The organism is Gaetbulibacter sp. PBL-D1, assembly GCF_050509525.1.
In the GTDB taxonomy this organism is placed as follows: domain Bacteria; phylum Bacteroidota; class Bacteroidia; order Flavobacteriales; family Flavobacteriaceae; genus Gaetbulibacter_B; species Gaetbulibacter_B jejuensis.
The window spans coordinates 72,968-89,664 of the sequence record NZ_JBNWKB010000008.1 but is presented as its reverse complement, the minus strand read 5'-3'; the positions used below and the strand labels follow the sequence as shown (position 1 = coordinate 89,664).

Genomic DNA, 16,697 nt, shown 5'->3' with positions numbered 1-16,697 from the left:
TTTAGAAAATATAAGCGCTGTTGGTAGATTTAATAAATTGTAAACCTATTTAAAGATTTATAAATATTTCTCATCTAAATGAATTAGTATAAAATACTTGTTTTATGATTTTAATTCCTTGGGAAATAGCAATATATCAGTATGTCCTTTATTAATTTTTGACCATTGGTCAGTATCAAAATCAATTTTTGCTAATCCACAAGTTGGCAAGTTGCCAATAAATTGATCTCCAAGTTCATTTACCAATGTAGTAAATGCATGATTATGTCCAAATATCATAATACAACTATGGGTGTCATCAACTGATTTTATAAAATCCATAACCATTTGACCTCCAAAATCATATAAATTAGTGTCTATAACTAGCCTATTTTGATCAATATTTAGAGTTTTAAGAAATATCTTACACGTTGTTAAGGCCCTATTTGCAGGGCTTGAAAAGACCATATCTGGTCGTATTTTATAACTTTTAAAGTGGTTTGACATCAAATTAGCATCATTTAAACCTCTAGAGTTCAATGGTCTATCAATGTCGTTTACATCGTACTCCCACGACGATTTTGCGTGTCTTATAAATAATATCTGTTTCATTTAAATATCGATTAAATGCGTTTTTTTTCGATAAAGTGTTGCATAATTCCGTTTTAACGATTATTTTCGTCCCTTTAACATTTATTTTTGTGCAACATCTTTTTATTAAGTTGATTTGTTCCTGTAAAATTAATGTAAATGACCCCAAATCAAAAACATATTAATCAATCCATTCGTACCGCAATATTTTGCGATACACTTCCCTCTAAACATAATTTAAGAATTTTAACTAGTATTCAATGTAATTGGAATGACTATTTAAGTTAATATATGCAATAATATTTGCACACTTTGGGATGCTCTAATTTTATTATAGCAGCTCAAATATAAATTTAGAAAAATCTAATTAAAGAAATTATGAATATTAAAATTAATCCTTTGGTAATAGCATTGTTCACTTTGTGCACAATTATTTCTACTAAAATTTCAGCTCAGGAAAATGACGTAAAGTTGTTTAACAATGATGTCCAATCTAATACCAGATCAAAAGGCTTACCTGACAACGATGCACAAATGCTTAAAAAGTTAGTGTATAAAAAAGTTGAAACTGCTTACTTATCGAATAATGAGTCAAAACCAATTATGCTAAATACAGAACGTGTAGTTGTTGATGTTGCTTCTTTGAATACAATTAACAGAAAGCCATCTAACATGGTCAAAGTTCTTGTTATAAAAGTGCTTAATCAAAATGACCTAAGTAAAACTATTGACTACGATGCATTTTCTGTTTTTCCTAACCTAGAGTGCATATATATAAGTTGTGAAGTTGAAGCTTCTCAACCACAAATAATAAGAATGATTAAAAAAAGAGAAGATATTAAATACCCTCCAACTTTTTTAGGTATTAATATTCCTATTTAATGATATAACGCTATTATCAAATTACAAAGAATAAAACTCAGGCAAAAATGAAAAACTATACTATAAAACCTGTTATCTTCAATAAAAAAGCTCTAAGCATGCTAATGCTTATTTTTGCTATTGTAGGTTCGTCATTTGCTCAAGTACAAGTGCCTTTTACGCAACGTACATCGCAATACACGCCAAGTAAAGTTATTTATAACGTAAAAGGTGATTTTACCCTTATAGGAAATTCAAACTTAACGTTAGACTCATACAATGTTAACTATAATAATAGTAACAGAACTATGGAGTTCGTTGACGTTGATAACGACTCTTCTACTGAAAATTCATCTTCTGCAACGTTAACCTTTTCAACAGAAAATGGTGCTAACCCAGACTGTTCCAATATTATTTATGCAGGTTTATATTGGACTGGTAGAGGTGATGATGATGATTTAACTAATTTACAAAAACGTACAATTAAGCTAAAAGGACCTAACGACTCTAGCTACCAAACACTTGTAGCTAATCAAAACGATATTAGATTTCCTGGAGACAATGGCATGTATGCAGGTTATATAGAAGTAACTGACCAAGTTAGAGCTAACGGACTTGGTGAATACTTTGTTGCTGATATAGCTGTTTCTGAAGGTAATGGAGGTAGCACAGGATATTATGGTGGTTGGGGAATGATTGTAGTTTATGAAAACTCAAAAATGAACTGGAGAGATGTAACTGTTTTTGATGGTTATGCTTACGTTCAAGGAAACACTACAACAAATTATGAGCTACCTGTATCAGGATTTAATGCTGTTCAATCTGGTCCAGTAAATATTAAATTAGGTTTAATGGCTGGTGAAGGTGATAGAGGTATTTCTGGCGATTATTTTGAAATTATTGAAGCCGATGAAGTTAATAACCCTAACCCAAACAATAATGATTGGGTAGATTTAAGTCACTCTGGTAATAGTACTAGTAACTTTTTTAACTCCTCTATACAAACAGGAGGTAATGCAAGAAATCCTAATCTAGTAAACAACACAGGTTTGGATATTAGCATGTTTGATTTAGACAACTCTGATAAATCTTTAATAGATAACAGCCAAACATCAACTAAATTTAGATATGGATCTACTCAAGATACCTATATCATTTTTAGTATGGCCATGTCTGTTGATGCTTACATCCCTGAATCTGAAGGAGTTTTATCAAATACTACAATTAACGGAAGTGCTCCAACTCCAGGTATGCAAGTATTACCAGGAGATGAAATTGAATATAAAGTTGAAATTAAAAATAAAGGTACAGAGCCTATTCTTGATGCAAGATTGGTAATACCGATTCCTTTTACATCAGAATTTATACCTGGAAGTATTGTACACAACGCTTATTTACCAGCATTTGCAGCAGGAACTCCGTATTATGATCCAAATGAAGGGGCTACTGGTTCTATTGTTTGGGATATCAACTTTTTACCTTTATTCCCTGCTGACATCGATCTCTTATTAGCTGATTTATCTTTTAAACTCAAGGCAACCGAAGACTGTTCGGTACTTGTAAATGCCAATTGTGAGCCAAAAATTGTAATTCTTGGTGGTTATATTAGTGGTACAGGTATGATTTCAGGAACAGATTATTCTCTTCCTTTAATACAAGGTTATCAACAAGAAGGAAATTGTCAAGGAGAACCAAATACTGATCCAATTGAAATTAATATTGACGCTCAAGATTATATTAACGATAATTGTACAGGTGTTACAGTAGAAAGAGATTTCTTCTATTGTAGTTTTGAAGGAAATTCAATACCTGTTTCTGAAATTGAAGCTGAATTTCCTCCTGGATCTAGATTTTATGATTCTTACCCTGTAACTGGTTCAACAACTGAATATACTAGTACAAATCCGTTCCCTGCAACATTAGGAACTACAACTTACTATGCTATTCCTCCAGGAGACCCAAGTTGTCATTATATATTTACAATTGCAACTAGCAGTGTAACAACAACGCCTTCGGCTAATGATGAAGTATATTGTTTAAATGAAACAGCTACTCCACTTACAGCTCAAACTACTGACCCTAATTATATATTATTATTTTACCCAGATAATAATCCTAATACTGTAGGTCAAACGTCATTAATACCTGATACAAGTGTAGCAGGTACATTTACCTACTACGTTTCTGAAGGTCCTAATGAAATGTGTGTAAACAGTGAAAGAACTCCTTTAACTGTTACAGTATACAATGCTATTTCAATAACATTAGAAGAGTTAATCCATAGCTCATGTAGCGATAGTAATGACGGAAGTATTAATATTTCTGTTAGTGGTGGAACTGGAAACTATACCTATGATTGGGACAACAACGGATCTGAAGACCCTGATACTGACTCACAAGACTTAACCAATTTAGATAATGGAACTTATACTGTAATTGTTAGTGATGAAAACTCTAACTGTTCAGCTACTGCTACTTTTAATGTAAATTTAATAGATACTACAACTCCAACCATTTCAGCTCCAGACGATATAGTTGTTGAAGGTTGTTCTACAAGTGATATTCAAAATGGTAATCTTACTGCTTTACCTTTTAGTTCTAGTACTGCAACTATAACTGAAGCTCAATTCTTAGCTGAAGGTGGAACTTTTACTGAAGACAATGTTGACTCTATCACTTATATAGATGTTGCAACAGGCTCTTGCCCAATAAAAGTTAGTAGAACTTATACTATTACAGATATTTGTGGTCAACAAGCAACTGATGTTCAAGTTATAGACATCAATGATACTACTGATCCTGTGCTTACTATTCCTGCTACTGCTAATGTAGAGTGTGGTGACAGCATAGATCCTTCTCAAACTGGTAACGCAACTGCTACTGATTCTTGTGGATCGGTAACTGTAACTTATTCTGATAGTGTTGCAGCTGGTTCTTGTGGTAATACTCAAACTATTACTAGAACTTGGACTGCTACTGACGATTGTGGTAACGATGTATCGCAAGATCAAATCATAAACGTAATTGATACTACTGATCCTGTGATTACTGTTCCTGCTACTGCTAATGTAGAGTGTGGTGACAGCATAGATCCTTCTCAAACTGGTAACGCAACTGCTACTGATTCTTGTGGATCGGTAACAGTAACTTATTCTGATAGTGTTGCAGCTGGTACTTGTGGTAATACTCAAACTATTACTAGAACTTGGACTGCTACTGACGATTGTGGTAACGATATATCGCAAGATCAAATCATAAACGTAATTGATACTACTGATCCTGTGATTAATATTGATGCAACAAATATCGCTGTAGAATGTGATGGTTCAGGTAATAATGGAGAAATAGAAAACTGGTTAAATAATAATGGTGGTGCTGTAGCGTCAGACAATTGTGGTGATGTTACCTGGACAAATAATTATAACGGAGCTCAATCAGATTGTTCTACTCCTGTATTGGTAACGTTTACAGCTACTGATGCTTGTGGAAATTCATCAACTACAACAGCTTCTTATACTATTCAGGACACAGCTAATCCTTCTATTGATACTGAAGCTTCCAATTTAACTGTACAATGTGATGGTACTGGTAATACTGATGATCTTAATGATTGGTTAACTAATAATGGAGGTGCTATTGCCTCTGATGATTGTTCTACAATTACATGGACAAATGATTTTACTGAATTAAGTGACCTTTGTGGTGCTACTGGTTCAGCTACTGTAACATTTACAGCTACTGATGGTTGTGGTAACTCAAGTACTACTACTGCTATATTTACTATCGAAGACATAACTGCGCCTACAATAGATACAGAAGCTAGTGACTTAACTGTAGAATGTGATGGTGCTGGTAATGTTGATGACCTTAATGATTGGTTAACTAGTAATGGTGGTGCTATTGCCTCTGACTTATGTGGAAACATAACATGGACAAATGATTTTACTGAATTAAGTGACCTTTGTGGTGCAACTGGTTCTGCTACAGTAACATTTACAGCTACTGATGACTGTGGAAACTTTTCAACTACTACAGCTATATTTACAATTGAAGATACTTTAAACCCAGTAATCTCAACGGTAGCTGCTGACCAAACAGTTCAATGTGATGGTTCAGGAAATACTGATGAATTACAAGCTTGGTTAGATACTCAGGCAGGTGCTGTAGCTATTGATCAATGCTCAACAATTACTTGGACTAATAATTACTCAGGTCTTTTAGATCAATGTGGTGCAACTGGTCGTGCTTTAGTAACTTTTACAGCTACTGATGAATGTGGAAACTCATCAAGTACTACTGCTCTCTTTACGATATTAGATTTATTAAACCCAACTATTGATACTGAAGCCTCTGACTTAACTGTAGAATGTGATGGTGCTGGTAATGTTGATGACCTTAATGATTGGTTAACTAATAATGGTGGCGCTATTGCCTCTGATGTATGTTCAGATGTTACTTGGACAAATGATTTTGATAAGCTTGCAGATGCTTGTGGTGCAACTGGTTCAGCTACTGTAACATTTACAGCTACTGATGGTTGTGGTAACTCAAGTACTACTACTGCTATATTTACTATCGTAGATACTACTGCACCTACATTTACTGTACCTGCTGATGTAACTATCGAGTGTGATCAAGATGCTAATGACTTAACACTTACTGGTGATGTAACGGATGAAGCGGATAACTGTGACTCTGGTTTAGAAGCGACTTACTCAGATGCGGTTGCTGATGGTAACTGTGCTAACGAATCTGTGATTACACGTACTTGGTCAGTAACTGATGATTGTGGTAATACTGCTACACTTGTTCAAACTATCAATGTGGTAGATACTACTGCGCCTACATTTACTGTACCTGCTGATGTAACTATCGAGTGTGATCAAGATGCTAACGACTTAACTCTTACTGGTGATGTAACGGATGAAGCGGATAACTGTGACTCTGGTCTGGAAGCGACTTACTCAGATGCGGTTGCTGATGGAAACTGTGCTAATGAATCTGTGATCACACGTACTTGGTCAGTAACTGATGATTGTGGTAATACTGGATGAAGCGGATAACTGTGACTCTGGTCTGGAAGCGACTTACTCAGATGCGGTTGCTGATGGAAACTGTGCTAATGAATCTGTGATCACACGTACTTGGTCAGTAACTGATGATTGTGGTAATACTGCTACGCTTGTTCAAACTATTAATGTGGTAGATACTACTGCACCTACATTTACTGTACCTGCTGATGTAACTATCGAGTGTGATCAAGATGCTAACGACTTAACTCTTACTGGTGATGTAACAGATGAAGCGGATAACTGTGACTCTGGTCTGGAAGCGACTTACTCAGATGCGGTTGCTGATGGTAACTGTGCAAATGAATCTGTGATCACACGTACTTGGTCAGTAACTGATGATTGTGGTAATACTGCTACGCTTGTTCAAACTATTAATGTGGTAGATACTACTGCGCCTGTTATTGTTGGAGACTTTGAAACAACTATAGATGTTAGCTGTTCAGATATTCCTGAAGTACCAGAATTAGTATTTGAAGACGCTTGTTCTTCTGACATAACTGTTGAGTTTAACGAATCAAATGATTCAAATGATGGTTTAGAAGATTATTCAATCACTAGAAGCTGGACTGTTACTGACGAATGTGGTAACGAAGCCATCTACACACAAATAGTAAATGTAAATGTTGAGAGTACATTCGCAGGATATGATACCGAACTTTGTATAGATGATCTAGCTATTGACTTATTTGATTTATTAAGTGGAGATTATGACAGTGATGGTGTTTGGGAGGTTGTTTCTGGTAACGCTACGTTAGACGGAAGCATCTTTGACCCTGCAACAGTTGAACTAGGTGATTACATCTTTACTTACACTGTAGCAAACGGACCATGTCCAAGCACTGTTGAAGTAATGATAACAGTTCATGATGATTGTATTGTACTACCATGTGGAGCTGAAGATGTTGTGATTTCTAAAGCTGTTACTCCTAATGGTGACCAATGGAATGAGTTCTTTACAATCACTGGTGTTGAGGATTGTGGGTTCACAATTGAACTACAAATATTCAACCGTTGGGGAGCAAAAATCTATGAAAACTTCAATTATCAAAATGATTGGAATGGTACAGCTTCAAAAGCTTCAATAGGAAGATCTGATAAAGTACCTTCAGGAACGTATTATTATATAATAAACATCAAAGGTAGTAATGGACTGCAGCTAAAACCTTTTACAGGTCCAATCTACATAGGAACCAAATAAATTTTAACCTATTATGAAATTATTAAAGTTTAACATAATCGTTTTTATACTGTTCAATTGCTGGACAAGTGTTGCCCAACAGCTACCTCAGTTTACACAGTATATGTATAACACTATCTCGATAAACCCAGCTTATGCTGGTAGTAGAGAAACATTAAGTATTGTTGGATTGCACAGGAGCCAATGGGTTGGTCTTGAGGGTGGACCAACTACACAAACCTTGTCTATTCATACACCACTTAGAAACGAGAAAATTGGTTTAGGATTGTCGTTTATTAACGATGAGTTAGGTTATGAAAATTTCTCTTACTTGTATGGTGACTTTTCGTATACTATTCAAACTGGAGAAAACACCAAACTTGCCTTTGGTCTTAAAGCTGGATTTACTCATTATAATTTAGATCAGGCTTTACTTAATGACCCTTCGGTAGTAAATGACCCTTTCTTTAATGATGTATCTAATAGATGGAGTCCAAATATTGGTACTGGTGTTTATTGGCATTCAAACAAATGGTATATAGGTTTTTCTGCTCCTAGAATTTTAAATACTGATTACAACAAAGGAAGCCAAGGAAATGTTGACTATGTATCATTAGAACGTGTTAGTTATTATTTTACTGGTGGATATGTATTCGATTTAAGCGAAACCACAAAATTCAAACCAGCCACAATGCTAAAAGCTACAAATGGAGCTCCTTTATCATTTGATATAACAGCTAACTTCTTATTTAATGAAAAACTATGGTTAGGAGCTGCTTATAGAATGAATGAGTCTGCTGCTGCTATTGGTGGTATTGCCGATTTTCAGGTTTCAAAACAATTGAGAATAGGTTATGCTTATGAGTATCCTATTTCAGATATTAGACCTTATACAAGTGGAACTCATGAAGTTTTACTTATGTTTGAAATTTTCAAGACACAACGTGTTAAATCACCTAGATACTTCTAAAAAAACAGATTATGAAAGCAAGAATAATATTATTAATAGTTGCACTTAGTAGTACTTTTATGGTTGCTCAAAAACAGCAAGTAAAAGTAGCTGACAAGTTCTTTAAAAACTTCGCTTATCAAAAGGCTACTGAATTTTATGAAGAAGCTGTAAAAAAAGGTGATAGTAGCGAATATGTATTAACTAGATTAGGTGATTGTTATTACAATAATTCAGATTCTGAAGGGTCAGCAAAATGGTATGCTGAAGCTGTAAGATTACATGAAAATAAAATTGATCCTGAATATTTTTACAAGTACTCACAGGCGCTTAGAGGTTTAGGTAATTATGAAGAAGCTATCATTTGGTTAGAAAAATATAAAGCAGAAAATCCTGATGACGACAGAATTGCAGGCTTAGAGTATGATAACCTTGAACTTTACGAAAAACTATCATCTACTGATGAAATTTATGTTACTATCAACACATTACCAATTAACACCAAGTTTGCCGATTTTGGTGCGTTTGAAAAAGATGGTAAGTTAATTTTCTCTTCTTCAAGAGATGGAAAAGACAAAATTTACGATTGGAATGGTGAACCATTTTTAGACCTTTATGAAGTAGAGGTTACTGAAAAAGATGGTGTAAACACTTATGAAAAGGTAAACAAAATCAATGGACCAAAAATAAATACTGAGTTCCATGAAGCAAATGCAGTTATTACTAGTGATGGAAAAACAATGTACTTTACTAGAGACAATGTAAATAAAAGAAACAAGTTAAAAACTGACAAAGAAGGAACATCACATTTAAAGATTTATAAAGCTTCTTTAGTTGATAGCATGTGGCAAGATGTAGTTGAACTTCCTATTAACGACACCTACTACTCTACTGGTCATCCTGCTTTAAGTCCTGATGATAGTACTTTATTTTTTGTTTCTGATCGTGATGGTGGTTATGGATCGACAGACATCTATAAAGTTGCAATACTTGGAGATAATAAATATGGAGCTCCTGAAAATTTAGGGCCTGAAATTAATACAGATGGTAAAGAAATGTTCCCTTTTGTTGCCAAGGATAATACATTATACTTTTCTTCTGACAGTAATATAAACTTAGGATTCCTGGATATTTTTAAATCAAATATATTAAAAGGTGAAAATGCTGAAGTAGAAAACTTAGGTGCTCCTTTTAACACAAGTTATGACGACTTTGGTTTTATTATAGATTCTGACACTCAAATTGGTTACTTTTCATCAAACAGACCTGATGGAGCTGGTAGTGATGATATTTATGGATTTATTGGTTGTTCTCAAATAATTAAAGGAACCATTAGAGACAGTTTAACTCAAAAACCTATTGCAATGGCTACCGTTAAACTAATCAACAAAGAAGGTAAAATCTTAAACGAAGTTACTGCTGATGAAAATGGAGCATATTCATTTAAGGTAAAATGTCATACTGAATATACTGTATTAGCTACCAAACCAGATTATAAAGACAATCATAAACAAATTATGACTGGTGAAGTTAATAATGAAGAAAACACATTAGACCTAGATTTAATTCCGTTAATTATAAATAATGAAATAGTTATCAACCCTATTTTCTTTGATTTTGACAAATGGAATATAAGACCTGATGCTGCTTACGAACTTGAAAATATAGTAAGTGTAATGAGAGACCACCCAAATATGGTTATTAAAATTGAGTCGCATACTGATAGTAGAGGTAGTGATAGATATAACTTAAAACTATCAGACAGAAGAGCTAAATCAACTCATGAATATTTATTATCAAGAGGTATAGCTCCTGAAAGAATTGAAAGTGCTATTGGTTATGGAGAAACACAATTGTTAAACAAGTGTTCAAATGGTGTAAAATGTACTCCTGAAGAGCATCAACTTAACAGAAGATCTCACTTCTATATCTTAAAAAACTAAACAGCACTTAATTATAAGAACAAAAAAACAGGCTAATAATAGCCTGTTTTTTTATACATCATAGTTAAGTCAATTATTGCCTAACCATTGTAATTTTGAACTATTAAAAACTAAGCCTTTTAACAACCTAGAATCATTTTTTGTTACGATAGTTGTATAATCCATTTCAAACTTTAATATTAATTGTTCTTCTAATAATTAAGTATGCTTCTTCTCTTCTAGCATTAATAAAATATCCTACTGCTCCAAACATTTGTGATTTCTTTTCTCGTTTCCGTTAGGTTAATGGACAAAAGTGAGTATAACTCATAGACAATGTACTCAAATTTAAAGTACTTTTAATAATTACATACTTTAATTTATCAGAGCTAATAAAACTATCTATTTGTAGTTTGAATTATACCATGGTTAAGCTAGAAATAGTATATGGTTTAGCTGCATGATTTATAACAGTACAACAAATGCAATTCCTGTATTTACATTAATGACCATGAATTAAATAAATAAAACCTTTAAATAAAAAAAGACCACTAAAAAGTGGTCTTAATTCATTAACTAATGATTAATCTATTAACGTTTTATAAAAATGTTGGTATAATACCATTTACCTTCTTCATTTTGTTCGGCAGAAATATCAAAGTCTGTAAAGTCTCCTTCAATATTTGCTCTATGACCTTCACTGTTAATCCATGCATTTACAACTGATTGTGCTGAGCTAAATGCATAAGCAACGTTTTCAGATACTTTAGTTGCTGATGCGTGTTGCTCTAAACTACTCTTTCTTTGGAAAAAATTGTCATGATTTACTTGATTAACACTAACCATGTAGTCAGTATGCGAATAGGCAACAGACTTAATAATGTTTAAATTGTTCAATGGATTTAAGCCTAATTCTATTCTGTGCGCATTGATAAGCTCTAAAATTTCTATTTCAATAGTTTTTGCAGCTGGTGCGTTTTGTAATGTTATATTATTTGCTTCATTTTCAGGGAATTCTTCTGTAGAACAAGAGAAGCTTAACATTGCAAACAATACCATAACAGGTAGGTAAAATTTAGTCTTCATAAGAGGGTTATTTAGATTTGGTTTAGTAAAATTAGAAGACTATATGTAGTAAACTGTTAATAAAATGTTAAAATCGATAAAAAACATGCATTTCATCGATTTTAAATGTCAATAATCGATGAAATGCTTAAAATTGAAGAATATTCTTACTTTTTATCGATAAAATTTTACACTTTATCGTTTTGTAAAAGCTAAAAAAAATAATTAAGGCGCAAGTCGGTTAATTGTCCAACTAGAATCTGAATTCAATTTATATTCAATTCTATCATGAAGTCTATTAGGTCTCCCTTGCCAAAACTCAATTTCGGTAGGTTTAATTAAAAATCCACCCCAATGATTAGGTCTAGGTATATCTTTGTCTTTATATTGAAGCTCTAACTCTTTTAACTTGTTATTCAATACATCTCTATCCGCAATAATTTCACTTTGGTTAGAAGCCCATGCTCCTAGTTGACTTCCTCTTGGGCGTGTTGAAAAATAGTCGTCACTAGTAGCAGCATCAACTTTTTCAGCAATACCTTTAATTATAACTTGTCGTTCAGCTGAATGCCAAAAAAACGAAAGACAAACATTAGGATTTGCTAGTATGGCTTGTCCTTTGTCACTATTATAATTAGAATAAAACACAAAACCATCAGTATTAAACTCCTTTAACAGCACAATTCTACTTTTAGGGAAACCATCTAAACTTATTGTAGATAACGTCATTGCATTAGCTTCAATTTCTGGAAAAGAAGCATCTATTTCATGAAACCATCTTTTAAACAACTCTAGAGGGTTTGCAGGAGCATCTTTTAATAAAAGCTCATGTTTTTCATAAGATTTTCTGTAATTACTTAAGTCTGTACTCATTAGATTTTAATATGCTTTTTTGATTAGATTTTATTTTTTTGAATAAAGTAATTCATATAAATTTAAGAATTATTTTAGTCCCATGACATTTGAAAATAGCAAATATTTTAACGTCCTTAAACACTCAAAAGTAGAGTTTTCATTTGGTAAATTTTATCTTTTTGACAAGTTTATAATCTCTGAAATAAATGAAGGCGTCCATTTTGACTGGGACAAAATTCAACAGGTTATTGCTGCATTAATAGATTACTATGGGTCAAATCTTAAAATTGGATATATTTCAAACAGAGTAAACCCCTACTCTATTGAACCACAATTGTGGATTAGATTTCAAAGAGATTATGGTTTTATTGTTGCTAGTGCTATGGTATCTTATACTGAACTTAATTACATAAATACTTCAATTGAAAAACGCTTTTCTGAAATGAGTATAAAGCGTTGTGGCTCCCTAGATGAAGCTATAAACTGGATTAAAAATTTAAAGGAGTTTAAATAATAAAATAGAACTGTCTTGCTTTTACTCTCAAAAAAGCTTATTTTAGTTAAAATATTTCCCCTTACATTATTATTTAAATTTATAGCAATTAACAATGGATCATTTTAGAACCATAGAACAATATTGTAAGGGAATAGGTATATCTAAACCTAAACATTCAGAGTTTGACATTAGAAGATTTGAGATTAACATGAAAACCGTTAATCTTAAACAACCTCCTTTTAGACATGAATTTTATGCTATTGCCATAAAAGTTGCAGGAGGTGGCAAAGCTATTTCTGGTCATCATACTGACTTTCCTACTGGTTACACCATTTTCTTTAATTCACCTTATCAAATTTTATCTTGGGATATTTTACCCGATTGGGAAGGCTTTTACATTATTTTTAATCAAGACTTTATATCAAGATCTTCAGTGTTTAATAATATCTTGAATAGATTTCCCTTTTTAAAGATTGAAAAAGATATCCCTTTAGAGATTGGACAAAAACAAGTAGACGAAGTTTTAGCCATCTACGAATCAATTTATGAAGAATACCACAGCAACCATAAAGACAAGTTTCAAATTATTGAATCGCAAGTGTTACTGTTACTAAACTACATTAAAAGGTATTTTAAAAACATAAATACTACTTTAGATGTTCCTGAAGAAATTAGAAAAACAGATTTAAAAATACTAGGTCGGTTTCAAACACTTATTGAGACTTCTTTTTTTCAAGACATCGATACTAACTTTGATTCTAAGCTACACTCTACCTCATTCTATGCTGATATATTAAATGTTCATCCCAATCATTTAAATACTGTAACTAAACAAATTACAGGGCAAACAGCAAAACAGTTAATACAAAACCATGTTATCAATTTAGCTAAATCAAGACTTATTAACACTCAGCTTAGTGTAAAAGAAATCGCATACTCTCTACATTACGAATCTCCTAACAATTTTAGTAGTTTCTTTAAAAAAATGACAGGAAAAACACCAAATTATTACAGAAAAGAAAGTAATATTTGATTTTTATAGTTTTTCCTTTGTTTTTATTTAGATACAAAGTTCTAATAATTAGAACTTTGTGTTCATAAGAAATAAAAATGCACAAAAGAATATCTTTTAATAGCAAAGGCCTCAAACTTAAGGGCAACCTTTTTTACCCCAATAATTATAGTGATAAGCAAAAATATCCTGCTATTATAGTCTCTGGAAGCTGGACAACAGTAAAAGAGCAAATGGCAGGTCTTTATGCTTCAAAATTATCAAAAAATGGTTTTATCACCTTAGCTTTTGACTTTAGTCACTATGGTGAAAGTGAAGGTGAACCTCGTTTTTTTGAAAGACCAAAACTTAAAAAAGAAGATATTAAAAATGCAGTTACTTTTTTATCAAAACAAAAAACTGTGGACACTAATAAAATTGGAGTTTTAGGCATTTGTGCTGGCGCAATGTATACATTAATGGCAGCTGCTGAAGACAATCAAATTTCTTCAGTAGTTACTGTTGCATCTTGGTTACATGATGAAGAAGCGGTAAAACTCTTTTATGGTGGAGAAACAGGTGTTAGATCAAAAATTAAAGCTGCAAAAAACGCAAAAATTAAATACGCTATTACTGGAGAAGTAGAATACATACCAACTATATCTGAAACAGATGAAAGTGCAGCCATGTTTGGATCGTACGATTATTACCTAAATCCTAAAAGAGGCGCAATTAAAGAATGGAGTAATGATAAATTTGCAGTTGCTAGTTGGGAAGATTGGTTAACAACTAATCCTATGCCTTATGCTGAAAAAATTAAAACACCAACATTAATGATACATTCAGATGGTGCTGTTTTACCTGACTACACAAAAAAATTTTATAACACCATACCAACTCACAACAAACAACTTATATGGATGGATACTGACTTAGAGTCACCATTTCATCAATTTAGCTTTTACGATCAAGAACCTGAAGTTAACAAAGCAATAGAATATGCTAGCCAATGGTATAAAAAACATATGAATTAATAGCCTTCAAATATTAACCAAACAACCTCAAAAACACTTTAATATGCGACTAGAACTAACACGTTATTACAAAGAAAACAGTTCGTACAAACTGAAACTGTCTTTTGGAACTTTTTATTTATTTAGTAAATTTTATGTTGCCGAAATCAATGAAGGAGTCCATTTAAGCTACAATAAGTTAAAAGTTATTTTTCAAGAAATAACTGATTTTTATGGTAAAAATGCTAAAATTGTATGTATTGCAAACAGAGTGAACACCTACTCTACCGAACCTATAGTATTTAATATACTTGATGATGAATTCCCTATTTTAAAAGCAAGTGCTTTTGTTACTTATAGCGACAAAGCTTTTAAAGTATCAACTTTAGAAAAAATTATCATTAAGAATAATGTATTAAGATTTAGGTCTTTGGCCGAAGCTTTGCATTGGGCAACTAATTATGACCTCAAATCATCAAAATCAAATGATTTTCCATCTTTAGATAACAACACATTATCAAATGCTGATGAAGCTTCCTCTCGAAAATCTTCATAGTCATTATAACGTGTTGAATAATGACCTAAAATTAATGCCCTTACATTAGCTAACTTAGCTATTTGAGCAGCTTCTTTTGCTGTAGAGTGTTTTGTTTTTGGAGCTAAATGTGCGTGTTTTTCTAAAAAAGTAGACTCGTGATAAAGCACATCAACATCTTTAATGATAGGAACAATACTAGGGTTATATGCTGTATCGCTACAAAACGCATAGCTTTTAACTGGAGATGGAGCTTTAGTAAGCTCACTATTTTTAATTAGTTCTCCATTGTTATCTACAACATCTGCTCCTTGTTTTAACTTTCTATAATAGGCAATATCAATATCATTATTTAATATTGCATTCATGTCTAATTTTCGCTCTCCAGGTTTCTCTTTAAATAAAAACCCATTAGTGTATACTCGATGGTCTAAAGGAATTGTATGAACTTCTACTTTATCGTCTTCAAAAATTAATTCAGACTTTGTTGAAGTTAACTCATGAAAAATCAGTTTATAATTTGTCCATGATTCGGCTAATTTCATTTGGAGTGTAATGACTTCTTTAAGTCCTTTTGGTCCATAAATATGCAAATCAGTTTCTCTGGTTAAAAGCCTAAAAGTTGATATCAAGCCAACTAAACCAAAATAATGGTCACCATGAAGATGAGAAATAAATATATGCTTTATGCGATTGAACTTAATCTTGGCTTTTCTTAACTGTACTTGCGTGCCTTCTCCACAATCAATTAAAAACATGTGGTTTTTAATTTGTAATACTTGAGACGTTGGGTTTGTATCTATTCGTGGAGTTGCACTATGACAGCCAAGGATTGTTAGTTGCATGTAGTTGTTTTAAAATCCTAAATCGCGCTCAATTTCTTCCATTTCAATAATATCATAAGCTTCTTGCAGTGTAGGAACTACAACAATTTCATCTGGAGTTTCATCTAAATTGGTTTTATCAGTAACTATAACAAACGAATGTTTTGATGCTCTATGCTTATTTGAAATACTTAAAAATTCAACTATTTGTTCTAAAGGAATTTTATTTAAACTAGTAAGATTAACAATTACATTGTCATTTTTAAAACGCTCATATATTACGTCAAGTTTTTTTACTAGTTCAACAACCGTAGCTTTTTCTTGTGTAATGATAGTTGTATTTCCGTCTTTGTCAAAAATCATAATA

14 protein-coding genes are annotated in these 16,697 nt (G+C 32.5%); 9 read left to right on the top strand and 5 right to left on the bottom strand.

Annotation, left to right across the window (positions count from 1 at the left end; all coding sequences use genetic code 11):
* Positions 1–102: 102 nt before the first annotated feature.
* Positions 103–591, bottom strand: coding sequence for a SixA phosphatase family protein (locus tag ACQ0RB_RS08505; protein WP_430497810.1), 489 nt, complete (start codon positions 589–591; stop codon positions 103–105).
* Positions 592–948: 357 nt separating this feature from the next.
* Between ACQ0RB_RS08505 and ACQ0RB_RS08500 the strand changes: the two genes are divergently transcribed.
* The 5 genes from ACQ0RB_RS08500 to ACQ0RB_RS08480 are packed head-to-tail and all read left to right on the top strand — an operon-like array spanning position 949 to position 10,572.
* Positions 949–1,452, top strand: coding sequence for a hypothetical protein (locus tag ACQ0RB_RS08500; protein WP_430497808.1), 504 nt, complete (start codon positions 949–951; stop codon positions 1,450–1,452).
* A 47-nt stretch (positions 1,453–1,499) separates the two neighbouring features.
* Positions 1,500–6,485: a hypothetical protein gene (locus tag ACQ0RB_RS08495; protein WP_430497806.1), complete on the top strand. Its 4,986-nt coding sequence runs from the start codon at positions 1,500–1,502 to the stop codon at positions 6,483–6,485.
* Positions 6,463–7,701: a gliding motility-associated C-terminal domain-containing protein gene (locus ACQ0RB_RS08490; RefSeq protein WP_430497804.1), complete on the top strand. Its 1,239-nt coding sequence runs from the start codon at positions 6,463–6,465 to the stop codon at positions 7,699–7,701. Before ACQ0RB_RS08495 ends, ACQ0RB_RS08490 begins: the two co-directional genes overlap by 23 nt.
* Before the next feature lie 13 nt (positions 7,702–7,714).
* On the top strand, positions 7,715–8,650 hold the full coding sequence (locus tag ACQ0RB_RS08485; protein ID WP_430497802.1) for a PorP/SprF family type IX secretion system membrane protein: 936 nt from the start codon (positions 7,715–7,717) through the stop codon (positions 8,648–8,650).
* 11 nt (positions 8,651–8,661) lie between these two features.
* Positions 8,662–10,572: an OmpA family protein gene (locus tag ACQ0RB_RS08480; protein ID WP_430497800.1), complete on the top strand. Its 1,911-nt coding sequence runs from the start codon at positions 8,662–8,664 to the stop codon at positions 10,570–10,572.
* Positions 10,573–11,142: 570 nt separating this feature from the next.
* Here the strand turns inward: ACQ0RB_RS08480 and ACQ0RB_RS08475 are convergent.
* Both ACQ0RB_RS08475 and pdxH read right to left on the bottom strand, forming a co-directional pair.
* Positions 11,143–11,637: a CAP domain-containing protein gene (locus tag ACQ0RB_RS08475; RefSeq protein ID WP_129760789.1), complete on the bottom strand. Its 495-nt coding sequence runs from the start codon at positions 11,635–11,637 to the stop codon at positions 11,143–11,145.
* A 204-nt stretch (positions 11,638–11,841) separates the two neighbouring features.
* Positions 11,842–12,489: a pyridoxamine 5'-phosphate oxidase gene (gene pdxH, locus ACQ0RB_RS08470; RefSeq protein ID WP_430497798.1), complete on the bottom strand. Its 648-nt coding sequence runs from the start codon at positions 12,487–12,489 to the stop codon at positions 11,842–11,844.
* A gap of 82 nt (positions 12,490–12,571) precedes the next feature.
* Here pdxH and ACQ0RB_RS08465 point away from each other — a divergent pair, with 82 nt between their 5' ends.
* From ACQ0RB_RS08465 to ACQ0RB_RS08450, 4 genes are all read left to right on the top strand, one after another.
* Positions 12,572–12,985 (top strand): hypothetical protein, encoded by a 414-nt coding sequence (locus ACQ0RB_RS08465; RefSeq protein ID WP_430497796.1) that lies wholly within the window; start codon positions 12,572–12,574, stop codon positions 12,983–12,985.
* Positions 12,986–13,079: 94 nt separating this feature from the next.
* On the top strand, positions 13,080–14,000 hold the full coding sequence (locus tag ACQ0RB_RS08460; protein ID WP_430497794.1) for a helix-turn-helix domain-containing protein: 921 nt from the start codon (positions 13,080–13,082) through the stop codon (positions 13,998–14,000).
* 77 nt (positions 14,001–14,077) lie between these two features.
* A complete protein-coding gene (locus ACQ0RB_RS08455) occupies positions 14,078–14,992 on the top strand; it encodes an alpha/beta hydrolase (RefSeq protein WP_430497792.1) in 915 nt (304 codons plus the stop codon).
* A 43-nt stretch (positions 14,993–15,035) separates the two neighbouring features.
* On the top strand, positions 15,036–15,527 hold the full coding sequence (locus tag ACQ0RB_RS08450) for a hypothetical protein (RefSeq protein WP_131507259.1): 492 nt from the start codon (positions 15,036–15,038) through the stop codon (positions 15,525–15,527).
* Here the strand turns inward: ACQ0RB_RS08450 and ACQ0RB_RS08445 are convergent.
* A complete protein-coding gene (locus ACQ0RB_RS08445) occupies positions 15,431–16,351 on the bottom strand; it encodes a ribonuclease Z (RefSeq protein WP_131507261.1) in 921 nt (306 codons plus the stop codon). The genes ACQ0RB_RS08450 and ACQ0RB_RS08445 overlap by 97 nt on opposite strands.
* A 9-nt stretch (positions 16,352–16,360) precedes the next feature.
* Entirely contained in the window at positions 16,361–16,693 is a 333-nt protein-coding gene (locus ACQ0RB_RS08440; RefSeq protein ID WP_430497790.1) for a ribonuclease Z, read from the bottom strand.
* Positions 16,694–16,697 lie beyond the last annotated feature (4 nt).

What these genes read in the sequence shown, in the direction of transcription:
- pdxH (WP_430497798.1), bottom strand. Translation starts at nt 12,489, where the DNA reads ATGAGTACAGACTTAAGTAATTACAGAAAATCTTATGAAAAACATGAG.
- ACQ0RB_RS08465 (WP_430497796.1), top strand. Translation starts at nt 12,572, where the DNA reads ATGACATTTGAAAATAGCAAATATTTTAACGTCCTTAAACACTCAAAA.
- ACQ0RB_RS08450 (WP_131507259.1), top strand. Translation starts at nt 15,036, where the DNA reads ATGCGACTAGAACTAACACGTTATTACAAAGAAAACAGTTCGTACAAA.
- ACQ0RB_RS08490 (WP_430497804.1), top strand. Translation starts at nt 6,463, where the DNA reads ATGATTGTGGTAATACTGGATGAAGCGGATAACTGTGACTCTGGTCTG.
- ACQ0RB_RS08480 (WP_430497800.1), top strand. Translation starts at nt 8,662, where the DNA reads ATGAAAGCAAGAATAATATTATTAATAGTTGCACTTAGTAGTACTTTT.
- ACQ0RB_RS08455 (WP_430497792.1), top strand. Translation starts at nt 14,078, where the DNA reads ATGCACAAAAGAATATCTTTTAATAGCAAAGGCCTCAAACTTAAGGGC.
- ACQ0RB_RS08505 (WP_430497810.1), bottom strand. Translation starts at nt 591, where the DNA reads ATGAAACAGATATTATTTATAAGACACGCAAAATCGTCGTGGGAGTAC.
- ACQ0RB_RS08460 (WP_430497794.1), top strand. Translation starts at nt 13,080, where the DNA reads ATGGATCATTTTAGAACCATAGAACAATATTGTAAGGGAATAGGTATA.
- ACQ0RB_RS08445 (WP_131507261.1), bottom strand. Translation starts at nt 16,351, where the DNA reads ATGCAACTAACAATCCTTGGCTGTCATAGTGCAACTCCACGAATAGAT.
- ACQ0RB_RS08475 (WP_129760789.1), bottom strand. Translation starts at nt 11,637, where the DNA reads ATGAAGACTAAATTTTACCTACCTGTTATGGTATTGTTTGCAATGTTA.
- ACQ0RB_RS08440 (WP_430497790.1), bottom strand. Translation starts at nt 16,693, where the DNA reads ATGATTTTTGACAAAGACGGAAATACAACTATCATTACACAAGAAAAA.
- ACQ0RB_RS08495 (WP_430497806.1), top strand. Translation starts at nt 1,500, where the DNA reads ATGAAAAACTATACTATAAAACCTGTTATCTTCAATAAAAAAGCTCTA.
- ACQ0RB_RS08485 (WP_430497802.1), top strand. Translation starts at nt 7,715, where the DNA reads ATGAAATTATTAAAGTTTAACATAATCGTTTTTATACTGTTCAATTGC.
- ACQ0RB_RS08500 (WP_430497808.1), top strand. Translation starts at nt 949, where the DNA reads ATGAATATTAAAATTAATCCTTTGGTAATAGCATTGTTCACTTTGTGC.